Annotated in this window: 22 protein-coding genes; 3 read left to right on the top strand and 19 right to left on the bottom strand. The window is 46.9% G+C overall.

Annotated features, from left to right (window positions below; genetic code table 11):
- Positions 1–3: 3 nt before the first annotated feature.
- The 11 genes from PEPTYR26121_RS01410 to hflX all read right to left on the bottom strand — a co-directional run bounded on the left by PEPTYR26121_RS01410 (position 4) and on the right by hflX (position 9,776).
- Positions 4–2,349 carry a peptidoglycan D,D-transpeptidase FtsI family protein gene (locus PEPTYR26121_RS01410; protein WP_180498485.1) on the bottom strand — a complete coding sequence of 782 codons (2,346 nt, stop codon included), beginning with the start codon at positions 2,347–2,349 and terminating at the stop codon, positions 4–6.
- Positions 2,350–2,358: 9 nt separating this feature from the next.
- Positions 2,359–2,772: an FtsB/FtsL family cell division protein gene (locus PEPTYR26121_RS01405; RefSeq protein ID WP_180498484.1), complete on the bottom strand. Its 414-nt coding sequence runs from the start codon at positions 2,770–2,772 to the stop codon at positions 2,359–2,361.
- 13 nt (positions 2,773–2,785) lie between these two features.
- Positions 2,786–3,718: a 16S rRNA (cytosine(1402)-N(4))-methyltransferase RsmH gene (gene rsmH / locus PEPTYR26121_RS01400; protein WP_180498483.1), complete on the bottom strand. Its 933-nt coding sequence runs from the start codon at positions 3,716–3,718 to the stop codon at positions 2,786–2,788.
- 8 nt (positions 3,719–3,726) lie between these two features.
- On the bottom strand, positions 3,727–4,158 hold the full coding sequence (mraZ, locus tag PEPTYR26121_RS01395) for a division/cell wall cluster transcriptional repressor MraZ (RefSeq protein WP_180498482.1): 432 nt from the start codon (positions 4,156–4,158) through the stop codon (positions 3,727–3,729).
- A 135-nt stretch (positions 4,159–4,293) separates the two neighbouring features.
- A complete protein-coding gene (gene lgt, locus PEPTYR26121_RS01390) occupies positions 4,294–5,061 on the bottom strand; it encodes a prolipoprotein diacylglyceryl transferase (RefSeq protein ID WP_180498481.1) in 768 nt (255 codons plus the stop codon).
- A 1-nt stretch (position 5,062) separates the two neighbouring features.
- Positions 5,063–5,704, bottom strand: coding sequence for a deoxyribose-phosphate aldolase (gene deoC / locus PEPTYR26121_RS01385; RefSeq protein WP_180498480.1), 642 nt, complete (start codon positions 5,702–5,704; stop codon positions 5,063–5,065).
- A complete protein-coding gene (locus PEPTYR26121_RS01380; RefSeq protein WP_180498479.1) occupies positions 5,691–6,332 on the bottom strand; it encodes a TIGR01906 family membrane protein in 642 nt (213 codons plus the stop codon). The genes deoC and PEPTYR26121_RS01380 overlap by 14 nt, the downstream gene beginning before the upstream one ends.
- Positions 6,332–7,075, bottom strand: coding sequence for a YebC/PmpR family DNA-binding transcriptional regulator (locus tag PEPTYR26121_RS01375; protein ID WP_180498478.1), 744 nt, complete (start codon positions 7,073–7,075; stop codon positions 6,332–6,334). Before PEPTYR26121_RS01375 ends, PEPTYR26121_RS01380 begins: the two co-directional genes overlap by 1 nt.
- A gap of 49 nt (positions 7,076–7,124) precedes the next feature.
- A complete protein-coding gene (gene nadE / locus PEPTYR26121_RS01370; protein ID WP_180498477.1) occupies positions 7,125–7,826 on the bottom strand; it encodes an NAD(+) synthase in 702 nt (233 codons plus the stop codon).
- Positions 7,826–8,506: a YigZ family protein gene (locus PEPTYR26121_RS01365; protein ID WP_180498476.1), complete on the bottom strand. Its 681-nt coding sequence runs from the start codon at positions 8,504–8,506 to the stop codon at positions 7,826–7,828. Before PEPTYR26121_RS01365 ends, nadE begins: the two co-directional genes overlap by 1 nt.
- Positions 8,499–9,776, bottom strand: coding sequence for a GTPase HflX (gene hflX / locus PEPTYR26121_RS01360; protein ID WP_180498474.1), 1,278 nt, complete (start codon positions 9,774–9,776; stop codon positions 8,499–8,501). Before hflX ends, PEPTYR26121_RS01365 begins: the two co-directional genes overlap by 8 nt.
- 85 nt (positions 9,777–9,861) lie before the next feature.
- Between hflX and PEPTYR26121_RS01355 the strand changes: the two genes are divergently transcribed.
- Together PEPTYR26121_RS01355 and PEPTYR26121_RS09200 are read left to right on the top strand one after the other, a co-directional pair.
- On the top strand, positions 9,862–12,696 hold the full coding sequence (locus PEPTYR26121_RS01355) for a transglycosylase domain-containing protein (RefSeq protein WP_180498472.1): 2,835 nt from the start codon (positions 9,862–9,864) through the stop codon (positions 12,694–12,696).
- Between the two features lie 57 nt (positions 12,697–12,753).
- Positions 12,754–12,888 (top strand): hypothetical protein, encoded by a 135-nt coding sequence (locus tag PEPTYR26121_RS09200; RefSeq protein ID WP_281359967.1) that lies wholly within the window; start codon positions 12,754–12,756, stop codon positions 12,886–12,888.
- Between the two features lie 112 nt (positions 12,889–13,000).
- On the opposite strand, the gene PEPTYR26121_RS01350 is transcribed toward PEPTYR26121_RS09200, so the two are convergent.
- Together PEPTYR26121_RS01350 and PEPTYR26121_RS01345 are read right to left on the bottom strand one after the other, a co-directional pair.
- Positions 13,001–13,825 (bottom strand): bifunctional 5,10-methylenetetrahydrofolate dehydrogenase/5,10-methenyltetrahydrofolate cyclohydrolase, encoded by an 825-nt coding sequence (locus PEPTYR26121_RS01350; protein ID WP_180498470.1) that lies wholly within the window; start codon positions 13,823–13,825, stop codon positions 13,001–13,003.
- A gap of 50 nt (positions 13,826–13,875) precedes the next feature.
- Entirely contained in the window at positions 13,876–14,955 is a 1,080-nt protein-coding gene (locus PEPTYR26121_RS01345; RefSeq protein WP_180498468.1) for a C40 family peptidase, read from the bottom strand.
- Between the two features lie 272 nt (positions 14,956–15,227).
- On the opposite strand from PEPTYR26121_RS01345, the gene mgtE reads away from it, so the two are divergent.
- A complete protein-coding gene (gene mgtE / locus PEPTYR26121_RS01340) occupies positions 15,228–16,592 on the top strand; it encodes a magnesium transporter (RefSeq protein WP_180498466.1) in 1,365 nt (454 codons plus the stop codon).
- 20 nt (positions 16,593–16,612) lie between these two features.
- Here mgtE and PEPTYR26121_RS01335 read toward each other — a convergent pair whose 3' ends face one another.
- The 6 genes from PEPTYR26121_RS01335 to gatA are packed head-to-tail and all read right to left on the bottom strand — an operon-like array spanning position 16,613 to position 24,086.
- Positions 16,613–18,091: a cobyric acid synthase gene (locus tag PEPTYR26121_RS01335; protein WP_218956307.1), complete on the bottom strand. Its 1,479-nt coding sequence runs from the start codon at positions 18,089–18,091 to the stop codon at positions 16,613–16,615.
- Positions 18,070–19,401, bottom strand: a complete 1,332-nt coding sequence (locus PEPTYR26121_RS01330) for a cobyrinic acid a,c-diamide synthase CobB (RefSeq protein ID WP_180498464.1) — start codon at positions 19,399–19,401, stop codon at positions 18,070–18,072. Before PEPTYR26121_RS01330 ends, PEPTYR26121_RS01335 begins: the two co-directional genes overlap by 22 nt.
- Positions 19,398–20,600, bottom strand: coding sequence for a DNA/RNA nuclease SfsA (gene sfsA / locus PEPTYR26121_RS01325; RefSeq protein WP_180498462.1), 1,203 nt, complete (start codon positions 20,598–20,600; stop codon positions 19,398–19,400). Before sfsA ends, PEPTYR26121_RS01330 begins: the two co-directional genes overlap by 4 nt.
- Position 20,601: 1 nt before the next feature.
- Positions 20,602–21,210 carry a DedA family protein gene (locus PEPTYR26121_RS01320; RefSeq protein ID WP_180498460.1) on the bottom strand — a complete coding sequence of 203 codons (609 nt, stop codon included), beginning with the start codon at positions 21,208–21,210 and terminating at the stop codon, positions 20,602–20,604.
- 15 nt (positions 21,211–21,225) lie between these two features.
- Positions 21,226–22,656, bottom strand: a complete 1,431-nt coding sequence (gene gatB, locus PEPTYR26121_RS01315; protein WP_180498458.1) for an Asp-tRNA(Asn)/Glu-tRNA(Gln) amidotransferase subunit GatB — start codon at positions 22,654–22,656, stop codon at positions 21,226–21,228.
- A complete protein-coding gene (gene gatA, locus PEPTYR26121_RS01310; RefSeq protein ID WP_180498456.1) occupies positions 22,656–24,086 on the bottom strand; it encodes an Asp-tRNA(Asn)/Glu-tRNA(Gln) amidotransferase subunit GatA in 1,431 nt (476 codons plus the stop codon). Before gatA ends, gatB begins: the two co-directional genes overlap by 1 nt.
- Position 24,087 lies beyond the last annotated feature (1 nt).

Genomic DNA, 24,087 nt, shown 5'->3' with positions numbered 1-24,087 from the left:
AAACTAATGACTCCTTTTTTTCTTGTTTTTCGCCTCTTGGGTCTTCTGCTTTGTAGAAGAGGTCTTCATCTTAGGATCTTTCCGATCTTTAGAGCGGTCCTCTCCCGCTCCAAATTCCTCCTCGGATTTATTGTCTTTATCGGATGAAGGCTTTTCTTCGAGGCGCAGGCGAACTTTCATTCCTTTTTGAAGCTCTTCTCCTGCTAAGGGTTCCTGGGAGACAACCGTCCCCTCTCCCTCCATAATATAATCGATATTCGAATTTTCTAACAGTCTTTCAACTTCGCCTTTAGATTTTCCGAGGAAGTTCGGCACACTCTTTCGGTTGGCATCGTTAGGATCTACTTTTAAATCAACGATCGTGTCTTCGTCCACTTCCGTGCCCGCTTTGGGCGCTTGTTTTTCTACAATACCGAAGGCTCCCACATTTTCGGAGGCCATATTAAATTTCAGGCCTACATCCGTAAGCGCCTTGCCCGCATCTTCGAGAAGCATGTTCTCCACATTGGGAACGATGACTTTTTTTGCCTGTTTCTCTTTCATGCCCGCGGAATAGGGAACCTCTGCGCTGCGGAGCGCCGTGTTCATAATATCCGAAGCGATCGGTGCCGCAACGGTGGCGCCGAAATAATCTCCTTCAGGCTCCTCGACGATAACCAGCACCGTATATTTCGGATCGTCCATAGGCCCTACGGAAACGAAACTGCTGATATATTTATCTTTTTCATAGCCGCCGGTTTCCGATACCTTATCCGCCGTACCGGTCTTTCCGCCGATTAAATAGCGATCCACGGCACCATATTTACCCGTTCCTTTTTCAACTACCTGCACCATTAAATTACGCATGGTGTTGCTCGTAGATTCTGACACGACTTGTCGCCGTACGACGGTGCCGTGTTTTTCCACGAGATTTCCCGCCGCATCTGTGATTTCATCGACCACATAGGGCTCCAGCAAATAGCCTCCGTTGGCGACGGCGGATATGGCGGTTACCATTTGAATGGGCGTGACGGCAATGCCGTGACCGTAGCTCATCGTAGCGAGGCGCGCATCTCCGATCTTATCTTCACTTTCCGGAACCATTCCTTCCTGTTCCGCAGGCAAGTCGATGCCTGTTTTTTCACCGAAACCGAAAGCTCGGATATATTTTAGCATGCCCTCTTTTGAAAGCTCTCTTGCAATACTGACGAAGCTGATATTACAGGATTCCGCAAATGCCTTATCCATGGTGATGTCTCCGTGAGGATTGGGCAGAGAGGTACAGGTAATGGTTATGCCCGGAATGTCTCGAACATAACCCGTACAGTAATAGTGCTTCTTGGGATTGGTCGTGCTCTCTTCGATAGCTGCCGCCGCCGTTATGGTCTTAAAGGTAGAGCCGGGCTCGTAGGTATCGCTTACAGAGAAGTTTCGCCAATTATCGAACCACATCTCGGATTTTTGTTCTTGAGAAAGATCTTTCCACACGGCACTTTGCGCCTTCGTCGCCGGTCGATAGGGGTAGTTTAAATTGTAATCATCTGTGGAAGCCATAGCGGCAATAGCGCCCGTTTGTGTCTCCTGAACGATGGCGGTAATGCGCTTCGCTTGGTTCTTTTCACGATAATTGTCGAGGATCTCCTCGGTTTTTCGTTGTAAAGGTTCGGAAATCGTAAGCTTTAAACTTCCTCCTCCTTCGACGACGGAAGAAGGATCTTCCTGAGAAGAAAGAATGGCACTGTTGCCGCTTAAGGTCTCGTTATAATAGCGTTCCAGTCCGTAGCGCCCTTCTCCGTCTTTATTAGTAAAGCCGATAATGAGGGAAGCCAGATCATTATAGGGATAGGACCTGGCTTCAAAATCCTCCACGACGACGCCGGGAATATCGGTGTCGCGAACGCGCATAGCCGAGGACCGATCCACATTTCCTTTAAGAAGAACGTGGCCTTTTTTCTCCAGACGTTTCTCGGCTTCCTCTTTCGTCATATCCAGCGTTTTTCCCGCGATGCTGATCAACTGCTCTTTATATTTAGCACTGTTTTTACTCTTTAAAAGTGTTTCCGTGTCCACGTAAATATCCGATCTGCTGATATTGGAGACCAGTTCTTTACCGCTACTGTCCACAATGAGTCCGCGGGCATTTTTCTTGTTCTGCGCACTGTCCAGCGCCAATGCGTCCCGAGTTAAACTGTCCGATTCGACGGTTTGTAAATAACCGACGCGGATGAGCAAAATAAAAAAGAGCGAGAAAAGGATCGAATACAGTAGTGCCGCCTTTCGGTCCATACTTTTAAAGCGCGTACCAAAAGAACGATGATTCTTCTTTCTCTTTCTCACTCTTTTGTTCTGATTTATTTTCTGCTCTCGCACAAAAGTCTCCTACTTTCCGTTGAAAATATGCAACACGGAGATCACAGGATTTAGGTAAACATTTTCGTTTACATCATTATCTTTTTCCCGAATAGCGACATCGATGTACTTGACCTGATCATTATCCGGATACACCATGCCCAGCTGGAATTTAGCTTTTCGCATAATGTCGTCGGAATTTTTGATCTCATCCAAACTCGCCGTCATATCTTTATACGTCTTGTCCATATCTTCCAAAGCTCTCACTTGCCGATCGATTGCCGAATTAATATTTGCAAGGCGAGTCTGTACCTTAAGTTGTACGAGCCCCGTAATACATAACATTAAAATCATAAGGCCGATACAGGCGGAAGTGGACATCGAACGATTCTTTTTCCGTGGTATGGGTCGGCGACGATTTTGTCGCGCCTGAACCTTTTTCATTATATCACTCCCCCTATATTTTTTCAGCAATTCGCAGCTTTGCGGAATGAGACCGATTGTTTTCGGCCAATTCTTTTTCAGTAGCGGTAATGGGCTTTCTCGTAATGATCTTTATCTCCCGCTTTTTATCACAGGTACAAATAGGTTGGCGCGGCGGACAGATGCAGTCTTGATTGAGATATTTAAACTCATTTTTTACGATCCTGTCTTCCAAGGAATGAAAAGTGATAATGGCAAGCCGACCTTTCGGTTTTAAAAGAGACACCGCATCGGGAATGACCTCTTCCAATACATCCAGCTCCCGATTGACGGCAATTCGTAATGCTTGAAAGGTCTTCTTTGCCGGATGGCCGCCTTCTCGCCTAGCTCCGCCGGGGATAGCTTTTTTGATGATTTCTACGAGATCAAAAGTCGTCTCAATAGGATCGGTTTTTCGTTCCTCAACAATAAACTCGGCGATCCGTTTCCCCCAACGCTCTTCACCATATTCCCAAAAGATTTGGCTAAGTTCATCTTCGTCATATGTATTGACGATGTCTCGCGCACTTAATTCGTCGGATGGATTCATCCGCATGTCCAGCGGTCCGTCGTAACGATAACTGAATCCTCGCTCTCCCGTGTCGAACTGATGGGAGCTTACACCGATATCCAGTAAAATTCCGTCGACTTTCTCGATGTTTTCCGCAGCCAGGAGATCCTTCATATTTACAAAGTTCCCCTTAAGGAGTGTGTAATTATCTCCGATGCTCGCCAAATGGCGATCCGCCGCTTGGAGCGCGGCGTCATCTTGATCGATTCCGATAAGATGCCCTTCGGGAATTCGGCGCAAAATTTCACCGCTATGTCCCCCGCCTCCCAAGGTGCCGTCTACATAAACTCCTCGGGGATCAATATGCAAGCCTTCAATGACTTCATTTTTCAGCACCGGTATATGTTCAAAGGTCATAGCTTCTCCTAAATGCCGAGATCGGCCAACTGTTGTGCGATTTGATCGTAAGAAAGGGATTCGTCGTCGTTGTAATCATCCCACAGATCTTCCGACCATATTTCCATTCGCGTTCCTACGCCGATAACCACACTTTTAGTAGAGAGCTCGGCATAGTCCATAAGGTTTTGGGGAATGCGAATTCGCCCTTGCTTGTCCAGTTCCCCGTCACATGCTCCGGAGAAAAAATAGCGGACGAAAGCGCGTGCATCTTTGTGGGTAAGGGGAAGGCTCTTCAGTTTTTCTTCCATGCGTTTCCATTCATCTAAGGGGAAAAGAAAAATGCACTGATCCAAGCCCTTGGTCATGACAAAGCCGTCGAGTATTCCCTCTCTAAACTTTGCCGGCATGACCAAGCGCCCTTTCGAGTCTATATTGTGTCGGATTTCTCCAAAAAACATTTTCCACCCCGAATGAACCCTTCTCTACCACTTTCTCCCACTTAACTCTATTTTACACGATTTAAAATGGGATTCAAGATAGAAACACAAAAAAACCACCGAATTCGGTGGTTTTTCTAAAGATTTTTATTCAGTTTAAGTGTTTTTATTAATCAATCTGTAATCGTCTGTATTTTTATGACGATAAACATTGATTAAGAGACTAATTCCGATGGCAATTCCTATTAAGCTCATGACCTGTGCCGTCTTTAGAGGCCCGATGTAGAGACTGTCTGTCCGGAGGCCTTCGATAAAGAAACGGCCGATACTATAAAGGATCAAATAAGCTCCCGACAGTTCGCCGGGATATTTTCTTCGCTTCGATAAATAGAAGTAAATGAAGAGGAAAATGCCGATATCCAAAATAGATTCGTAGAGGAATGTCGGGTGCACCATGACGCCGTCTACCGGAATGGCCCAAGGTAAATCGGTCGGCCCGCCGTGGGCTTCGCCATTCATAAAGTTTCCCCAGCGTCCGATCCCCTGGGCCAGGGCGACACCTCCTACGATCATGTCCAGAAGGTCCAGAAATTGAACTTTCTTCGTTTTTGAAAAAAGGAAAATGACGAAGGCGCCGACGAGAAGGCCGCCGTGAATGGCGAGCCCCCCATTTCGTATGGCGAATATCTCCGAGGTATGTTGGCTGTAATACTCCCACTCGAACAGAACGTAATATAGTCGGGCGCCGACGATCCCCAACGGCAGAGCCAGGAGGCTCATATCCACTATGGATTCTTTCGGTATTCGGGGGTTTCTCTCGATAAGTTTTTCGCCGAAGTAAATGGCGAGCATGGCGCCTATGGCGATGAAAATTCCATACCAACGCACCTCGATACCGAAAAGCGTAAAGGCAATGGGGTTCATTTTATTCTCCTAAAATGGCAGCGGTTTTAGAAGCGCCGATTCTGGTAGCGCCGGCTTCGATCATTGCTTCCGCCGTCTCTTTCGTACGGATCCCGCCGCTGGCTTTAACGCCCATTTCCTCGCCGACAGCTTCGCGCATAAGTCGTACATCTTCAACGGTGGCGCCACCGGTGCTGAAACCGGTAGAAGTCTTCACGAAATCGAGTCTCGCTTCTTTCGCAAGACGGCAGGCCGTTTTCTTCTCTTGATCTGTTAAAAGACAGGTTTCTATAATCACCTTCACGACGGCGGAGGGAACGGCTTCGCGCACGGCCTTCATGTCTTTCAGGACCATTTCTTCATCGCCGCTTTTCAGTGCGCCGATATTCAAAACCATATCCACTTCGTCAGCGCCGTTTGCCACGGCTTCTTTCGCTTCGAATGCCTTTGTAGCGGAGGTAGTGGCTCCGAGAGGAAAACCGATTACCGTACAGACCTTTACATCGCTCCCCTTTAAACGCTCGGCGGCAAGTTCGACCCAGCAGGGCTCCAGACAAATGGAAGCCGTATCGTAAGCTTTTGCTTCGTCGATGGTTTTAATTACCAAATCCTTCGTAGCGTCCGCTTGAAGAATCGTATGGTCGATTGTTTTATTTAATTTCATTGGAATCTCCTTTTATAAAATACAGTCCCGACAAACCGATCATTCCCGCGAGCATAGTAAAGCCGATTCGTTTCACCATGCCGAAGAAAAAAGGTTCGGGGAGCATTTGAATCATCAGATCTTTTTCCGGGTCCATAAGCCATAAATCGTTTGTAAAGAAAATCTGATGAAATTTAAACCACGCTGCATGAAAGTTCAGCGCCACTATTATGGAAAACAAAGTGAGAACGACGAGCAGTCCCATGGCCGAAGATCCTATCTTCCTCATCGCTCCCCGCCAACCTAAACGGCTAGAAAGAGTGAGTAAAGACACGACGAGTATTCCTATAGCTAAAAGGGAAATTTTCCGCATTAATTTAAACAGAGCGTAAACATCCACCATATGGTCGATTTCGCTTGCGGAAAAATAAGGGGCAAGAATCTCTCCCTCCCCTTTTTTTAAATAGGCTCTGAGTGCCGCGGATATTTCACTCAACGAGTCCATGTCTTTACCCGTCACATCGGGAATCTTGTTTTTTTCCATCTGTGCCACATAGTATGCCTGATTCTGGCTCACCGCTTCTGTTGAAAAGCTAAATAAAAGAAAAAAACAGGACAGAACGGTGACGATGGATAGTATACGGTTCATTATTCCTCGTCTTCGTCGTCGTTTTCCCAGTTATGAATAACTTCCTGAACGTCGTCGTTTTCTTCCAATTGATCGATAAGTTTTTGCATCTTCTTTCGATCTTCCGGATCCTCTAAGACTGTTGTTGTTTGAGGAATATAGGTGATTTCCGAAATAGCGAAGTTATATCCTTTTTCTTCCAAAGCTTTTCGAACGGCGCCGTAGTCCTCAGGTTCTGTAAAGACGAGAATCCCGTCTTCATCAACTTGAATATCTTCAGCGCCCGCTTCGATGGCATCCATCTGAAGAGTGTCGGAATCTACATCTTCCGTAAGTTCGATACCGAATTGGCCCTTCTTATTGAACATAAAGGCAACGGATCCGTCGGTCCCTAAATTGCCGCCGTGTTTATCGAACGCGTGACGAACATCGGGGGCCGTACGGTTACGATTATCCGTTAAGCAAAGTACCATGACGGCGATGCCGGAGGGCCCATAGCCTTCGTAGGTAACGGATTCAAAATTATCCGTTTCCCCGCCCCCCGCCGCCTTTTTAATGGCGCGTTCGATATTGTCATTAGGCATGTTTTCAGCTTTGGCGCTGTCGATGGCCGCTTTAAGGGCGGGATTGTATTCGGGATCCACTCCCCCCTCTTTGGCTGCTACGGTGATTTTACGAGCCATTTTGGTAAAGATCTTGCCTCGCTTGGCGTCTGCCTTTCCCTTTTTATTTTTTATATTATGCCATTTAGAATGTCCTGCCATATTAACCTCCTTTATTTATAACAAATAATAATTATATCACTTATAAAGATTATCTTTCAAACTTCGGCGGCATGTGGCGCTTGTGTTCGCTAATAGCGTGTTTGCGATCGATAGCGTCGCGGTTTTCACCTCGGTAATCTTCTCGGATCACCGCATCGAGCTCGTCGTATGTGAAGCCCATATCATCTTCGTCGGTTTGCCCGACGTATAGGCCCGCTGTCGGTTTCTTCTCGATAACTTCTTTTGGGAGATTAAGTTTCTTAGCAAGCTCAACCACTTCGCTCTTCACAAAATCGACGATGGGCATTAAATCACAAGCGGAATCACCGTATTTTGTAAAGTAGCCGATGTGATACTCGCTGGCATTGGAGCAGCCGCAAACCAGGTAGTTGCGGTCTTGGGCGTAGTAATAAAGCGTGGTGGAGCGAAGCCTCGGCTTAATATTGTTCTTTGCCATATCGTTGTCGCTGTTCATGGACGCGTCCACCAAAGCGCGATATGTCTCCGTAAGATCTACTTTTTCAATCTTCAGATCCAAAGTTTCCGCCACGAGGCGCGCATCCTTTTCGTCTTGAGGATTGGAATTAATGGGCATAATAATTCCCAGAGCATCGTCGCCGAAGGCGCGCTTGGCAAGGCCTGCCACCACTGCGGAATCGATACCACCGCTAAGGCCGAAGACCACGCCGTCGGCATGGGCATCTTTTACGATTTCTTTCATCCAATTGCAAACTGCTTCAATAGTATTCATTATTCTTCCCCTTTATAAAGTCGTTGATCGTAACTTTTTCCTTCATATAATAACTTGCCGTCGAGAACGGCACGCTCCGTCGGGTCTTCTTTTTCTATATGAACGGTACCCGATGTGGCATCCAGCAAATAATTCTTAAACGATTCATAACCCGTTTCATAAACCGTCGTCGTCACTTGCACTCGATCGGTAAAGACTGTGTCGATAATGGGATAGCCGTTTTGCATCATGTAGTTTTCGATGCTCCCGTGTTCCGTATAGTCATAGGTAAATGTAATATCTAAGGCTTTATGCATTTCTACCACGACAGCGTCATCCAGAGCCGCCGATGCGGCGGAGGAATAGGCCCGAATAAGGCCGCCGGCGCCAAGGAGTGTGCCGCCGAAATAGCGGGTTACCACGCAAACCACATTGGTCAGGCCGTTTCGCTTTAATACATCTAAAATAGGTGGACCCGCCGTCTTTTGCGGCTCCCCGTCGTCGTCGTACTTTTGAATGGACTGATCTTCGTTAATAATATAAGCGGTGCAATGATGGGTGGCGTCCTTGCCTTCGTCTCGAATCTTTTGAATAAAGGCCTCCGCCGCTTCTTTCGTCTTTACAAAAGCCACGCGCCCGATAAACTCAGACTTCTTCTCGATCAGGCTTACTTTTCCCTCTCGATAGACTGTCTTATACATAGCGCCTCCTTATCTGCTCTTTATAGCGATTTAAGTAAACTTTCGGGAGCGTGGCCTTGAGTTCCACGCCTTCATCAGTATATTCGAAGGAATCCACCGGAAAGCGACTTTTTATTTCTTCAACAAGGTGCATTTCCCCGTATGAAAATGCCATCTCCACTTTAACATATTTGGATTTTAATTCCTCTTCGATAGCTTCATACAAAGGCTCGATAGTAGGGTCCTTTTTCACCGATCCGTAAAGAACGCGATGTTCCGAAGGAAGGAAAGGCAATCTCTTATGTTCCATTTGATCCGCCTTATTGACAAATAAAATAATCGGCGTGTCGCGAACGCCCAGATCGCTTAAGAGTTTTTGTGTCGTCTCATAACGTAGTGCTTCATCTTCTCCCGATCCGTCGATCATATGAATAATGAGATCGGAATCTTTTAATTCTTCTAATGTGGTGTGGAATGATTCGATCAGGGTGGTGGGAAGATTGGATATAAAGCCGACGGTATCCGTTACATAGACAACCAACCCGCCGGGAAGGGTGATTCTCCTCGTATCGGGATCCAAAGAGGCAAAAGGCATGTCTTCTACGTAAACCTCCTTGCCCTGTGCCGACGATTCTCTGAGCAGTCGGTTCATAAGGGAGGATTTCCCCGCATTGGTATATCCTACAATAGCGATGGATGGAATGTCCGATCGTTCCCTCTGTTTACGACCCGTGTCCCGAACTTTTTGCGCCCGCTTCAGCTTCCTTTTCGTGCGCATTATATCGTCGTTAATGCGACGCCTGTCGATTTCCAATTTTTGCTCACCGGGTCCGCGAGTACCGATTCCCCCGCCCAGTCTGGAATAATTTTTCTTTCCGATCAAGTGGGTCTTTCCATATTCCAATTGTGCGAGATAAACTTGCAGTTTTCCCACGTCGGTACGGGCTCTCGATGCAAAAATATCTAAAATAAGTGCCGTGCGATCGAGGACGGGAAGATCCAATGCCTTTTCGATTTCCCGCATTTGAATACCGGTAAGCTCGCCGTCAAAAATCACGAGCTCCGCCTCGAGGGTTTCGGCGGCCATCTTAATTTCCTCCAGCTTTCCCTTTCCCATTAAAGTTGCCGGATGAAAGCTGCGTACCGTTTGCGTCGCTGTTCCCACCACTATACCGCCTGCTACATCTACGAGATCGTTCAGCTCATTTAAACTTTCTTCATTATATTTATTTTTATCGTCCCACGCTGCGGCGGTAATAACCTTCTGTCGTTCCGTAATATGTTTTTCCACACCAAACCTCCTTTCCTAAATATACACAATCACAAGCTTCTACGCAAGAAGGGGGCTATGCTATAATGTGGACAGGAGGATGACTATGTCCCATCAAATAAAAAATCATTCAAATACTATTCACCTCGCCCTCAGCATTCTCGCTTTCGTAGTCGTATTGATTGCGGGTATTTTGGGCGCATGGGTAGTTACCATTCTTCATTCCGTCGAGTCTGTCGACTTCAGCGAGCTTAAAGGCTCCATCGCCGAAACCTCGATTATTCTCGATGCGGACGGCAACACCATCGACGAGGTAGATCCTTCCGTCGTCAGTGAACACGTAGCATTAAATCAGGTGCCGAAACATGTGCAGGATGCTTTTTTGGCCATCGAAGACCGCAGTTTTTATGAACATCACGGCCTGGATCTACGTCAAATCTTTGCGAGTTTTGCCGCCAATATGAAAAGCGGCCGGGTTGTCCGAGGCGGATCCACCATTACGCAGCAGTTGGTTAAAAATGTGTATTTAAGCACCGATCAGTCCGTGGCTCGAAAATTAAAAGAAGCGTACATAACACTGGCCTTAGAAGAAAAACTTTCAAAAGAAGATATTTTAGAGGCCTATTTAAACCGCGTGGATCTGGGACTTGGCAGCCAAGGCGTGGAGGCGGCGAGCCAATCTTATTTTTCTAAACATGTCCAAGATTTAACCGTAGAAGAAGGAGCCCTTCTCGCGGGCATTGCAAAATCTCCCGCCAATTACCAAGCACTCAAGCGCATTCCGGCTTCTGACGATAAGAATGAGAATATCGTCGCCACACAATCCGTCGGCGATAAGGTATACGATCTTGAAAAGAACGAGCGCGCCATGGAGCGGAAAAATACCGTACTGCAGGCCATGGCCGACGCTCACTACCTTTCCTCCGAGGATGCCGAATCCGCATCATTAAAAGACATTCACTTTGCTCCGAAACAGGAGGAACCCTCTCCCTATACATCTTATGTAGCCGATTTCGTAACTGAGGAAGCCGTTCAGGCGTTGATGACCGCTCAAAAAATCGATCGCGATCGCGCCACACAAATGATTCGGGAAGGTGGCCTCACCATTCAATCAACAATCGTCCCTCAATATCAAAAGGGCATGGAAGATTTGTACGACGGTTACGCCCAACTGATCCAAAACGGACGCAACCGTGGCGCTCATTTCGTAGATTTTTCTACCGATGAATTTGGAAATATGATAGATGAAAAAGGCGACACTCTCTACCTGCGTTACGGCAATCTGTTCGATAGCGATGGTAATTTACATTTAGCCAAAGACTATTACAAGTTCAAAAACGGAAATCTTATCTTCCATAATCCCGCCTTTGTTCAAAAAAATAATACGGTTCATCTTAAAAATCTCTATACATTGGACGGACGCGACAATTTGAAAACTATCTCCGGCGGCACAACCGCCTTTGAACCGGGAGAAATTACAGGCGATAAGGAGTTTAAGATTTCAAAAAACGTCTTGGATAAATACGGTGATTTCATTAAAGAAGAAGACGGAAAGTTAGTCTTTTCTAAAGAACTCTTCCTCTTTCCGGAAGAGTCCAGTTTACAACCTCAGTCCGCCGCCCTTATTACGGATAATGAAACCGGCGGAATCGTCGCTCTTGCAGGCGGAAATAGTTTACGTAATCCGGCCCGTCTCCGTTTCAATCACTTAAACAGCAGACGCCAACCGGGAACCGCCCTCGTGCCCTTATCGACCTATTTGACGGCACTAATAGAAGGTGATACTCTCGCCACTTCTTACGACGACACGCCTCTTAAGATCGACGGTGCCATTTGGCCGGCGCAGAGAGAATTCTACGGCTACGATGTCTTGGCCGACGGTGCAGCCCACACGCGAGAGGCCATCAGCGGCAAAATCATCGAACGCTACGGTTTCGATGGGAGCTTAAAGACGCTGAAACTTCTCGGCCTTTACGACAATTCTTCGGAAGATGCCATTCGCACGCCTTCCGAAGATAAGGCGCGCAATGACCTTACCTACGACGGCCTGGCATCCGGTAATCTCGTAGACGGAGTAAGTTTGAAAGAGCTCGTAAGTGCCTATTCTAAAATCGCTTCTCCTCAGGTGGGCGAAAACTATATAGTAGAATCTATTCAGGACGGGGAAGGCAAGATACTCTACCGACACGAATCGAAATCTGTTACTTTCCCGAAGGAAAGCAATGTACTTCTTCGCTACGCCCTCTCCCTCTCGCCCTTATCGAAGTCTATTCAGCAACAGGGCTACGACGCATACGCTATCTTCGGTGAAAATAAATTTAACTCCGACTACATGACCGTGGGCTCCACCCCTCGCTATACTTACGGCCTTTGGATGGGCAATGAAATTCAAAAGCTACCCCTAAGCGACAATCAGGATCTCGCAAAGTCCTTTTACGCTTCCCTCTATGGAATTGTCGGTGACAAAGATCAGTGGACTCTCCCCGATTCTTTGGAAATGGTTGAGGTAAGCGACAAGACCGGCGGACTCGCCTCCACTTACGCAAGGCGCGCCGGCTCCACGATTACTCTTCCTTTCCTACCGGGAACGGCACCGAAGGAGGTTACGGAAGATTACACACGCCTTCTTATCTGCTCGGTCTCGGGCGAGAGAGCTTCCACCTACTGCCCTCACGAAACCATTACCTATGGTTATTACTTCGTGCGACCGAAGGGATATGACCCGTCTCAATTCGATAATATCCGTCCGAAGGATTATTATACGCTACCCTCGGGTTATTGTAAGATTCACACTAAGGAATGGTACGAAGAAATGCAACGACAACAGGAAGAGCAGGAGAAAGAACAGGAAGAAGCTCTAAAAGCTCAAGCCAAGCAAAATAAGAATAATCGTTCCTCGTCGAAGAAAACGACGAATAATCGTAAAAATACGAGGCGGTAAACTAATGTGTAACTACCGGCCTTTTGGGTAAACTATATGTATAGTGAGGAGGCAGATATGAAGTTTAAGAAAATTTTAAAAATATTAGCTTTTACGAAAGCGTTTAAAGCCCTAAACCACAAACCCGTGCGAAAGGCATCGGGAGGAATTTTCAAAAAGTACATTTTATGGAAAATCTTGAGACGCAGATAATATGTAAAGGACCTCGAAGTGATTCGAGGTCCTTTAAATTTAGAATGTAATCCCAGGTATATCCACGGACTTTATAGTACAAAAAGATCGAGTGCAGTTTCACTCGATCTTTTTATTTGTGCCGGAACATATTGTCAAGTAATAAGAGATTGGTCAGACTGCCGACGCCGCCCGGAACGGGAGTAACATATTTTGCCTCGTCCACCACCCGATCGAAGTCCACATCTCCTACCATCTTTCCTTCTTCTGTAAAGGCGATGCCGCAATCGATGATACACTGGTCTTTCGATACGAAGGACTCGTCCACCCATCGACATTGTCCCGTACCGTAGACAACGAGATCGAAGTTTTTCGCGAGTTCGGGGATTGATTCGGTTTTAGAATGGCCGATAGTAACCGTAGCATTTTCATCGAGCAACATCATGGCAAGAGGCTTACCGATAACCATGGAGCGATTGATAATAAGTACCCGTTTACCCTTTAAGTCCATCATATCTTTAGCGATTAAAAGCGCGCTCTTGGCCGTGGCCGGATAAATGGAAGCTTTGGATGTAAAAACTTTCCATTGATTGGACGGTCCCAAACAGTCAATATCTTTGTCGCTGTCGATGACACTGTCAATTGCATCTGTATCTAAATGTTTCGGCAGCGGATGGAACAATAGGATTCCCCCGACTTTCTCGTCGAGATTACCTCTTTTTATTTCGGCGATGATTTCACTTTCCGTCGCCAATTCGGCAAAAGTTGACACTTCTACCTCGATGCCCACACTATCGGCGGATTTTTTAATGGAATTCTCGTAGCTTATGTCTGCCGGATTATCGCCGACTCGTAATATTAAAAGCTTGTAGCCAATTTCACGCTCCCTTGCCCGGTCCGCTTTGTCTCGTAGTATGCACTTGACTTTGTCTCTTAACGGGGAAATGTCGTATTTCATAAAATCCTCCTAATAAAAAAGAAGCGGCTGTGCCGCTCCTTCCGTTCCATTTACAGGACGCGCATCGCGTTGACAAAGCGTGAGCTGTAATATTTTTCAGTTAATTTATTTTCTTTAACTCTTGCACTTCCGCTGGCAGCGTGAACGAATACATCGTTGCCGACATAAACGCCTACGTGGCTGACACCTTTACCGGTGGTGTTAAAGAAGACCAGGTCGCCGGCTTGCAGTTCCGAACGATCTACCGGCGTGCCCACTTGGGATTGTGCCGAAGAGGTTCTGGGAAGGGAGATACCCATCTCTTTTACATAAATTGCATATACCAAACCGGAGCAATCGTATCCGTTTCCGCCTGTTGCGCCCCATACATAGGGGGAGCCGATTTTGCTGTAAGCGGAATCGATGACGCGTTGTGCTTTTGCGCCGTCAACCTTGGGAGCCGGAGCGCCCTTTACTTCAGCTTTGGCCTCTACCTTCGGCGCCTGACGTTGAATAACTTCACGTTTTACGGCTTGCACTCCACCTTCGCCGAAATCTAAATAGTTCGGATCGATTTGGAAGTCTTTGCCTTCTTCATTTAAGATGATAAAAAGACCGTCTTTATATCCTACGACATTGACAGTGTTATTTTTCTTAACTGTGAAAACGCCGTTCGTATTTTCAAGGGTTAAATCTTGCTTTACTTTTGCAGCTGTGGTGTAGGGACCTTCTACAGCTTCGACAAAACCGTATTCTATGGAGCCGAAAAGACCGTCGACGGTGTTGACCGCCACGCCCTTGCTGTAGTGTGTTACTGCTTCCAGTGTTTCGCCGATAAAAAGATTGCGAACAACCTTGCCGTCTTTTCTAAGAACAGCATTTTTCTTTACGACGTATTCTTGGGGTTTACCTTCGGTTACGAGAATTTTAGTCTTCGGAACCGTTACTTTAGCGTTGCCCTTTTTTACGATATAACCATTGTCGGTGGTATCGATAATATTTGCCTTTTCCTCAACGGCAAAACCGATTTGCTTGCCACTGTACAATGTCGTGCTATGATCCTGAACGAAAACGCCGGTATCTCTTAGACCTACCACTGAAATTAATGCCAGTGCTGCAGTTCCGATGGTAAGTTTAATTTTCTGATTCATTTAAAAGCTACACTCCTTATGTAAGTCATCTGTTTCGTTTAAAACAAACGTCAAACGTCATGAATTCTCTCGGGAATTTAGATATTTCTTAATGATCTTTGGAAATTATAACATGATCGGTTACAAAATGTAACTATTTCATGGGTCATTTGTGTTACTTCTTTGTTACAGCTTTGTGACTTTATGTTATGTTTTTAACCTCCCGATTAAAGCTTATAGCCACTCCATTAATAATAGAATGGTATAATAAAATAGAAGTTAAAAAGGAGGTGATGTATTTGGAATATGAATCCGACTACGAATTTTTAAAAGAACAATTGGAACAGGTCATTCGACGTGGCGATGTCGATGATGCTTCTGCCTTTTTTGATCAATACCACGCAGTGGATATCGACGAGGTTTTAGAAGATCTGGAACCTGCAGATCTTCAATTCTTCCTATTTATGCTCGATGCCGAACAGGTCGCCGATCTAATAGAAAATGCCGAGCCCGATCTGCAACCTAAAATGACGCGGTTTTATTCTACGAAAGAATTAATCGAAATTTTCAGCTTTATGACGAACGCCGATGTAGCAGACTTGCTGGGCCTTATGTCGACGAAACGACGCAAGGAAGTTTTAAACTATATGAAGGCGAGCGAGTCCGACATTTTAAAGATGATCCTTTCCTATGAAGAGGACAGCGCCGCCAGGATTATGACCACGGAATTTATATCTCTGCGTCAAAGTTTAACTGTGCGGGAGGCCCTCTTAAAAATAAAGGAAATCGCACCGACCACCGAAATTATCGAATCCATCTTTATTACAGACGATCGCCACCGCATTCAGGGAATCGTTAATTTAAGAGATATTCTCGTGGCTCCCGGCTTTAAACCTTTGGCCGATCTCGTTGAAAACCATCCTTTCTTCGTTTACGCCGAACAGGATCAGGAGGAGGCCGCCAACCTCATTTATAAATACGATCTGAAATATCTTCCGGTCGTCAATAAAAACATGGCCATATTAGGCGTCATTACAAGCGACGATATTATCGACGTTATGGAAGAAGAACATAATGAAGATATTCTCGCCATGGGTGGGGTTTCGAAAGATGAGGAATACGACTCCAGTTTCTTCCACTCCATTAAAAGCCGCCTACCCTGGCTCGTAATCAACTTGTTTACGGCCTTTATGGCCTCGGCGGTGGTCAGTATGTTTGAGTCTACCATCAGCCAGGTTGTAGCACTCGCCGCCGCCATGCCCATCGTAACGGGGATGGGAGGCAATGCAGGCAATCAGGCACTTTCCATCGTGCTTACGAGTCTCGCCCGGGATGAAATCAGCTTAGAAGATGATTTGTCCCTTATTCTGAAAGAGATCGCATTAGGCCTTTTCGACGGCGCCGTCATCGGTCTCTTTGCAGCCGTGGTCTTGTATCTGAAGTACCAAAATTTCTATTTAGGTCTTATTATCTTTGCCGCCATGATTTTAAACATGGTCATAGCAGGAGTCGTAGGTTTCCTGCTTCCACTACTCTTCGATAAGATGAAAATCGATCCTGCCATCTCCTCTCCTATTTTTTTAACGACGGCGACGGATATTTGCGGCTTCTTTATTTTCCTTGGACTGGCTACGACGATTCTACCGAAATTACTGTAATCAAAAAAGAGCGGACCATTTCAGATCCGCTCTTTTTTGATGCCTAAGATTTTATCCAGGATGTTCATATCGATGGCCGCCTCTACACCGTCGGCAAGTTTTTCGTATTGCATATCTTTAAAATTTAAATAGTCTACCGATTCGCCTCGCTCCAGATTCTTTAATTCTCGCAATCGATTGATCGCACTGTCGGCTATGTCCGGAGCGTCAAAAAAGCCGTGAAGATAGGATCCGAATATATGCTCATCGAGTACCACACCTCCATATTCAGTTAATGGTTTCTCCTCTTTCGATAAGGTGGTACGACCCATATGAAGTTCGTAGCCTTTTACCTTTAGTTCCTCTCCATAACGTAGAAGATCGCCTCCGTAAGTAATGGTCGTTTCAACTCGCTTCTGTTCCTTTACAGATGTAATTTCCGTGTCTGCATCTATAAGGTGGAGGCCGTCGATTTCGCCTCCTTCTTCGATTTTATGGGGGTCTCGTATGCGTGCACCGAGCATTTGAAAGCCGCCACATATGGCGAAGAGCGGCTTTTTATTGTGTGCATGACGAAGCACCCGGGCGTATATTCCGGATTCTTTTAACCACTTTAAATCCGCCATAGTATTTTTCGTCCCGGGCAATATTAATAGATCAGGATCGCCCACTTCTTCCACTCGCTCCACATAGCGAAGGGAGACATCGTCGTAGAGTGCGAAAGGCGCCACATCCGTAATATTGGAGACGTGGGGAAATTTTATAACAGCGATGTCGATCGGGGCATTTTGTTTCCACTGAAAGGGTGTAGCCAGGGAATCTTCCGCATCCAATGTAATATCCATATAGGGCACGACGCCGAGCACGGGCCTTTTCGTATATTCTTCAAGCATTTCAAGTCCCGGTTCAAGAATAGACACATCGCCCCGAAATTTATTGACGATAGTTCCCTTAAAAAGATTCCTCTCCTCGTCATCGAACAAAACGTGCGTCCCCACGACGGCACCGAACATTCCCCCGCGATCGATGTCCGCCACGAGGAGTGCCGGAATATTTACCGACTTGGCAAAGCCCATGTTCACCATATCTACCGATTTTAAATTAATCTCCGAGGCGCTCCCCGCACCTTCGGCAATAATAATATCGTACTCTTTTTCGAGGGATCTATAAGCGACAATCGCTTCTTTAAACAGCTCAGGTTTCGATGCGTAATATTCTTTCGTGCTCATATTTTTTAAAACCCTGCCGTTTACGATAACCTGGCTTACGCCCTTCCCCGTCGGTTTCAAAAGAATGGGATTCATTCGGTGATCAGCTTCGATTCCCGCCGCCTCCGCCTGCATAAGTTGCGCTCTGCCGATCTCCTCGCCGCTTTTTGTGACGCCGCTGTTCAACGCCATATTCTGCGCCTTAAAGGGACATACCTTAAAGCCGCGACGCTTATAGATTCTAAGGAGCGCCGCCACCATGGCGCTCTTTCCCGCATTGGATGCGGTGCCTAATAAGATAATCCCTGCCACGGTGTCGCCTCCTTCAGTTTCATTAAAATTCGTCGCCGTAAATTATGATTGCCGCTTAAATGAAGATGGGGAAAGCCTGCATAAAGATTTTCCCCATGAAAACCCGCCTTGCGCTCCCTATTGCGTTTGGCTTTTTTCATCGTAAAATCTTCCCCGACTACCGTGGTCTGTCCGTAGTGAAATTCATGAACGGGTACTGACTCGCCCGCTTTCATTAATAGGCCGTCAGTTTTCGATTCCATAAAGTGGTAACCGAAGTTCTTTAAAGAATCCGTCATCCCGGCTTTACCCGGCAAAAGATCCCATGCCGACACATCATCTATAGATTCCAGAAGGCTCATATAACCACCGCACTCGGCGATCAGCAAATGGTCTTTACTTAGATAGTCTCGTAATTCTTCTTTAAGAGCCGCATTGTTTGAAATCTCATCTTTGTAGAGCTCGGGATAACCGCCTCCTAAATAAAGCCCCGAAATGCCTTTCGGTAAGGAATCGTGAAGGGGCGAAAAGGGAATCCACTCCACTCCGGCCTCCAGGAAATCTTCCAGGACGTCTCGATAATAGAATTGAAAAGCCTCGTCTCTTGCAATGGCGACTTTCACTTTGCCTATGTCGATTTTTTCCCGACCCATTGCATCTGTCGGCTTTACATCGGCGAGATCGAGAAGCTTCTCCATATCCACATGCTCTTCAACCAAATCCGCCAATTGATCGGCGTATACTCTTAAATGCTCCACCTCTTCCGGCCGAAGGAGGCCTAAGTGGCGGGATGAAAGCCTGCCTTCGACGGAGGGAATACACCCCAGGAGCGGAAGCCCGGTGTAATCTTCGATTATTTTTTCATAATAGGATGCGAGCATAGGTTTCGTTTCATTTAAAATGATCCCGGCAATGCGATTGGGGTCGAAGTCTAAGAACCCCTTTATCTCCGCCGCCAAACTCGCGCCCTTCCCCTTCCCCGACATAACGAGGATCGTCGGCGTGTCGGTTAAGACGCTCATTTCCGCACAAGATGCTTTTGTCGTGGTATAGATGCCGTCGTAATAACCCATAGCGCCTTCAATCAGTACGAGATCCGTCTTTTCCATCTTGGATAAAAGGGATCGAATGTAATTTTCCTCCATTAAAAAGGAATCCAGATTGTAACCGTCGCCGCCGAGGGCGCGGTGATACATTGGGTCGATGTAATCGGGACCGATTTTGGCAGTGGACAGATTTAAGCCGCGGCGTGTAAAGGCGCGAATCAGCCCCATGGTAATTGTAGTCTTTCCGGCGCCTGAACTCGCGGCGGAAATCATAAGACGCTTCATTTTAAACTCCATTCATAGGCCTCGCGCTCCGTACCGTCGGCCACAGTAATGATGCCGCAGTAAGAAAAGCCCGAAATCTCGATCAATCGTCTCATAGCTTTATTGTCCTCGTGGGTGTCTACTCGAATAGCATCCACATTTCGAGATGCTGCATATAGTTTAATACGATTCATCATGCGGCGCCCCATCCCTTTGCCTACGTATTTTTCCGATACCACGGAGCGGTGGATGGTAAGGTACTCCCCGTCAGTGCGCCACGCACCGTCGATGGCGGCGTAGGTCGGGTCCTTTCCCTCAGCTAAAACGGCAGTGCCGACGATATTACCATTATCTTTGAAGATGAAAGTATGACCTTTTAAAATACCTTCCAATATAGTCTCTTCCGTCGGGTCCATCCCCTGCCATTGATTCACGCCTTCTCGCTTTAATTTCTCACGTCCGCTCTGAACCAATGAAAGGACGCTTTCTAAATCGTCTTCTTCCGCAACCACCATTTCGAGCGGTTCGTATAGATCGAAGGACACTTCCCGATCTATTTTCATTTGATTCCTCTCGATTAATGTATCCATTACATAAATTTCCACGCCTTTTTCATAGGCGCTCCTGAGTTCGTCGCCGAAGTTCGGATCGGTTTCGTCGTTGGGACTGAAGAGCACGGGGCCTTTCATCTGCACGACAAAAAACACGCCGGCCTTTTCTCCCGCCGCCGCAAGCTCGCCTAATTCTCGGAGATGCTTTGTACCCCTCGTCGTCGGAGCGTCGGGAAAGCGGGCATGGCCGTCTTTTTCAAGCGTTACGCCCTTCACTTCTATAAAGCCGCTCCCCTCGCTCCCTTCGACGTAAAAATCGAAGCGACTTCCGCCGTGGGTAACTTCTCGCTTAAAGCTGTGAATTTTCCCGAAACCCTTCAGCGTAGGCTCGGTGGCCAGATATTCCGCCACTAAATGATTGGGCGCTTGGGAATCGATATTGACCCACATACCCCCTTTATCCACGGTAACGAGGGAGTAGGCTGTCTTTCGTTTGGAGCCGGGCTCCGCACCGTTTAAAACTACTTTCCGCCCCGAAATGAAAAGCTCACGGCAGCGGCCCGTATTGGGTACATGGACGGGAAGTTTTACCCCGTTTTTTTCTATATACGCAATGAAGCGATTTTCCCTTTTAAGAAAAACCGCTTCTTCCATTCTGCTATAGTGCATTTTATTCTTCCTTCTGTTTAAAGTGCCAGATCAAATAAGCTATACCGGCCACGACGAGAAGCGCCGCGATGACATATTTGTAATAGCCCAAATAGGTCAAAATAATATGCCAGTTTTCACCGGTCTTGTACCCGAGATAGGTCAAGATCAGGTTCCACACGAGAGAACCGACGGCGGTCAAGACGGAAAAAAGAGGCAGGGGCATTTCCACCATTCCCGCGGGAATGGAGATCAAGCTGCGAATAATGGGGACGCAACGGCCGATGAGAACGAAAATCTTTCCTTTATCTTCGAATTGATGGACTACGGTCAAGATCTCTTTGCGCTTAAAACCCAGCTTTTTCATCCAGCCTCGTTCCGCCGAATCGTAAATCTTTTCTGTGGGAACGAGACGACCGATGCCGTAGAGAATATAGGCGCCGAACAGGGAACCTGCCGTCGCCGCCAGGGCCGTGGGCAGGAAATTAAGATTTCCCCGCCCTACAAAGAATCCACCTAAGAGCAGAATCACTTCCGACGGAATGGGCGGAAAGATATTTTCGACGAAAATCAAGAAAAAGACGGCGAAGTATCCGTAGGATTCGATAGCCGAAACAATAATAGATTCCAATTTTCTACCTTTCCCTTATCCCTTTAAATACTTTACCAACAACTCGTTGGCCATTTGGGGATTCGCCTTTCCGCGACTTTTTTTCATAACTTGTCCGACAAGGAAGCCGACGACGCGGTCTTTACCGTTTCTGAACTGCTCCACAGACTCGGGATTTTCGTCCAGAACTTCTTTTACGAAGGCTTCGATTTCAGAGGCATCGCCGATTTGAACGAGGCCCTCTTCTTCGATAATATCTTTCGGCTTTTTGTCTTCTTCGCACATTTTACGGAAGACTTTTTTGCCGGCGTTATTGTTGATCTTCGATGACTTAATCTGTTCGAGAAGATATGCGAAATCTTCAGCCTCAAAGGGGACATTCATTTCCCCGTCGTCGGTCACTTCGATACGACGAAGGAACTCAGTCATAAACCAATTGGAGAGCATATCGTAATCTTTAAAGTGTTCCGCAACTTTTTCGTAAAAGTCCGCCACAATTTGAGTGGCGCAGATAACCTTGGCGTCGTATTCTTTCAGCCTGTAAGTTTCGATAAAACGCTTTAATTTCGCATCGGGAAGTTCCGCCATTTTGGAGCGTACCTCGGCGATCCATTCGTCGTCGATAAACAAGGGACCGAGATCCCCTTCAGGCGCAAAGCGATAGTCGCTTTCCGTATACTTCGTACGCATGACGATGGTTTCATTGACGCTGTCGTCCCAGCGGCGAGTGGCGCGAGGTTCACTTTCGCCCTTTTCCATCATGGCGATTTGGCGATCCACTTCGTAGTCGATAGCCTTTTCTACGGCGCGGAAAGAGTTTAAGTTCTTGACCTCACTGATGGCGCTGCGCTCGCCCGTTTCTGTATTTTTAATATTGACATTGACGTCGCATCTGAGAGATCCCTCTTCCATCTTTACGTCGGAAACACCGAGATAGCGCAAGGTATTTCTGAGTTTTTCCAGGAAGATTCTCGCCTCTCTACCCGAACTCATGTCAGGATCCGAAACGATCTCGATGAGGGGTACGCCGCAGCGATTGTAGTCCATAAGGGTCGTACCCTCATCGGTATGAAGGCTCTTGCCCGTATCTTCCTCGATTTGAATTTGGTGAATGCCGATTTTTTTAGCTTCCCCCTCGTCGCCTTCGATTTCGATATAGCCGTGGTTTGCGACGGCTTCGTCGGTTTGGGTGATTTGATAGCCCTTTGTAAGGTCCGGATAGAAGTAATTTTTTCTGTAGAACGTACTTTTGTGATTGATAGTCATGTGGAAGGCCGTCGCGATTTCAATGGCTCGCTCTACAGCCCCTTTGTTGAGAACCGGCGTCGCACCGGGCATGCCCAAACACACGGGGCAGGTGCAGGTATTCGGTTCCCTGCCGTAGGCGTTTTCACAACCACAAAATGCCTTGGTTTTCGTGGAAAGCTCCACGTGGATTTCCAATCCCACAATGGTCTTGTAACTCATCAGATATTCCCCTCCAATTCTCTTGCCGTTTGAATCGCTTGAATATCATTGCCCTTCTTCGGAATGATTTGAATGCCTACGGGCAATTTATTTTTCTTCGTCGCCGGCACGCTGATACCGCCCGTGCCGATTAAGTTGACGGGTACTGTAAATAAATCCAGCATATAAATTTCTACCGGCGTCATATCGTCGTCGATGGGCACTGCCACCGTCGGAGAAGTGGGGCAGAGGATAATATCGTGATCTTCAAAGACCCCGTTAAATTCCTCGATCATGGCGTGGCGCATTTCAAGAGATTGTTCCCAATACTCTTTGGAGTGATCCATACTCATAATGTAGGAACCGATCATAATGCGGCGCTTAACTTCCGTACCGAAGCCTTCGCTACGGGTTCGAACGTAAAGTTCTTCGATATTTTCGTAATCGTCGGTGATATAACCGTAATTGATGCCGTCGTAGCGACTCATATTCGGTGCGATTTCGCCGTTGACGAGAATATGATAAATGGCGATGGCGAGATCCAAAGTTCCGATGTGAACGTATTCGATTTTCGCACCTTTGGATTTCATAAATTCAACAGTATGAATAAAGGCTTCCCGAACCTCATCTTGAACTTCGAAGGTTTTGAATACGTCGGGAATGGCTACTTTCAAGCCGTCCAAAGATTTTGCATCTTTTTTTCCGTCCAAGTGGAGAGACTCGTTGCCGATACAGGTGGCATCGTGCAGATCCGACCCTTCCAAAATGGAAAGAACGTACTCCACATCGTCGACGCTTTTGGCGAGGACGCCCACTTGATCGAATGTGTTCGCCATAGATGCTACGCCATAGCGGGAAATACTGCCGTGAGAAGGCTTCATGCCGACCAGACCGCAGAATGCCGCGGGCTGACGGACGGAGCCGCCGGTATCGGTTCCCAGGCTTACGGCACAAAAATCAGCTGCGACCGATGCAGAACTGCCGCCGGAACTGCCGCCGGAAACTCGTGTAGGATCTACCGGATTTTTCGTCACTCCGTAATAGGAATTCTTCGTTGAAGAACCCATGGCGAATTCATCCATATTGACCTTACCGATGAGGATGGCGTCTTCACGCTTTAATTTTTGGGTCACGATGGCATCGTAAGGGGATACGAAATCGTCGAGCATTTTAGACGCACAGGTCATGCGTACATCTTTTACGGCGATATTGTCTTTTACCGAAACGACGATGCCCGCCAATTTTCCAAGAGGTTCGCCTTTTTCACGTTTTTCATCCAGCTCTTTCGCCTTGGCGCGGGCCATGTCTTCCATAACGGTAATAAAAACATTGAGCTCGCCGTCGTCACGTTTGATTTTATCTAAATACGCCTCCACCAGTTCACTACAGGTAATGTCGCCGTTTAAAAACAGCTCCCTGGTTTCCAGGCCGGTTTTTTGAATCAGATTCATA

It is taken from the genome of Aedoeadaptatus nemausensis (assembly GCF_903819165.1).
In the GTDB taxonomy this organism is placed as follows: domain Bacteria; phylum Bacillota; class Clostridia; order Tissierellales; family Peptoniphilaceae; genus Aedoeadaptatus; species Aedoeadaptatus nemausensis.
This window is presented reverse-complemented; position numbering and strand designations above follow the sequence as displayed.

Bases quoted from the DNA above. Each gene is read 5' to 3' on its own strand.
- PEPTYR26121_RS01375 (WP_180498478.1), bottom strand. From the start codon at position 7,075: ATGGCAGGACATTCTAAATGGCATAATATAAAAAATAAAAAGGGAAAG.
- gatB (WP_180498458.1), bottom strand. From the start codon at position 22,656: ATGAGTTACAAGACCATTGTGGGATTGGAAATCCACGTGGAGCTTTCC.
- nadE (WP_180498477.1), bottom strand. From the start codon at position 7,826: ATGAATACTATTGAAGCAGTTTGCAATTGGATGAAAGAAATCGTAAAA.
- mgtE (WP_180498466.1), top strand. From the start codon at position 15,228: ATGTATTTGGAATATGAATCCGACTACGAATTTTTAAAAGAACAATTG.
- PEPTYR26121_RS01355 (WP_180498472.1), top strand. From the start codon at position 9,862: ATGTCCCATCAAATAAAAAATCATTCAAATACTATTCACCTCGCCCTC.
- PEPTYR26121_RS01380 (WP_180498479.1), bottom strand. From the start codon at position 6,332: ATGAACCGTATACTATCCATCGTCACCGTTCTGTCCTGTTTTTTTCTT.
- PEPTYR26121_RS01350 (WP_180498470.1), bottom strand. From the start codon at position 13,825: ATGAAATACGACATTTCCCCGTTAAGAGACAAAGTCAAGTGCATACTA.
- gatA (WP_180498456.1), bottom strand. From the start codon at position 24,086: ATGAATCTGATTCAAAAAACCGGCCTGGAAACCAGGGAGCTGTTTTTA.
- PEPTYR26121_RS01330 (WP_180498464.1), bottom strand. From the start codon at position 19,401: ATGAAGCGTCTTATGATTTCCGCCGCGAGTTCAGGCGCCGGAAAGACT.
- PEPTYR26121_RS01365 (WP_180498476.1), bottom strand. From the start codon at position 8,506: ATGTATAAGACAGTCTATCGAGAGGGAAAAGTAAGCCTGATCGAGAAG.
- PEPTYR26121_RS01405 (WP_180498484.1), bottom strand. From the start codon at position 2,772: ATGAAAAAGGTTCAGGCGCGACAAAATCGTCGCCGACCCATACCACGG.
- rsmH (WP_180498483.1), bottom strand. From the start codon at position 3,718: ATGACCTTTGAACATATACCGGTGCTGAAAAATGAAGTCATTGAAGGC.
- deoC (WP_180498480.1), bottom strand. From the start codon at position 5,704: ATGAAATTAAATAAAACAATCGACCATACGATTCTTCAAGCGGACGCT.
- mraZ (WP_180498482.1), bottom strand. From the start codon at position 4,158: ATGTTTTTTGGAGAAATCCGACACAATATAGACTCGAAAGGGCGCTTG.
- lgt (WP_180498481.1), bottom strand. From the start codon at position 5,061: ATGAACCCCATTGCCTTTACGCTTTTCGGTATCGAGGTGCGTTGGTAT.
- PEPTYR26121_RS01345 (WP_180498468.1), bottom strand. From the start codon at position 14,955: ATGAATCAGAAAATTAAACTTACCATCGGAACTGCAGCACTGGCATTA.
- sfsA (WP_180498462.1), bottom strand. From the start codon at position 20,600: ATGCACTATAGCAGAATGGAAGAAGCGGTTTTTCTTAAAAGGGAAAAT.
- PEPTYR26121_RS09200 (WP_281359967.1), top strand. From the start codon at position 12,754: ATGAAGTTTAAGAAAATTTTAAAAATATTAGCTTTTACGAAAGCGTTT.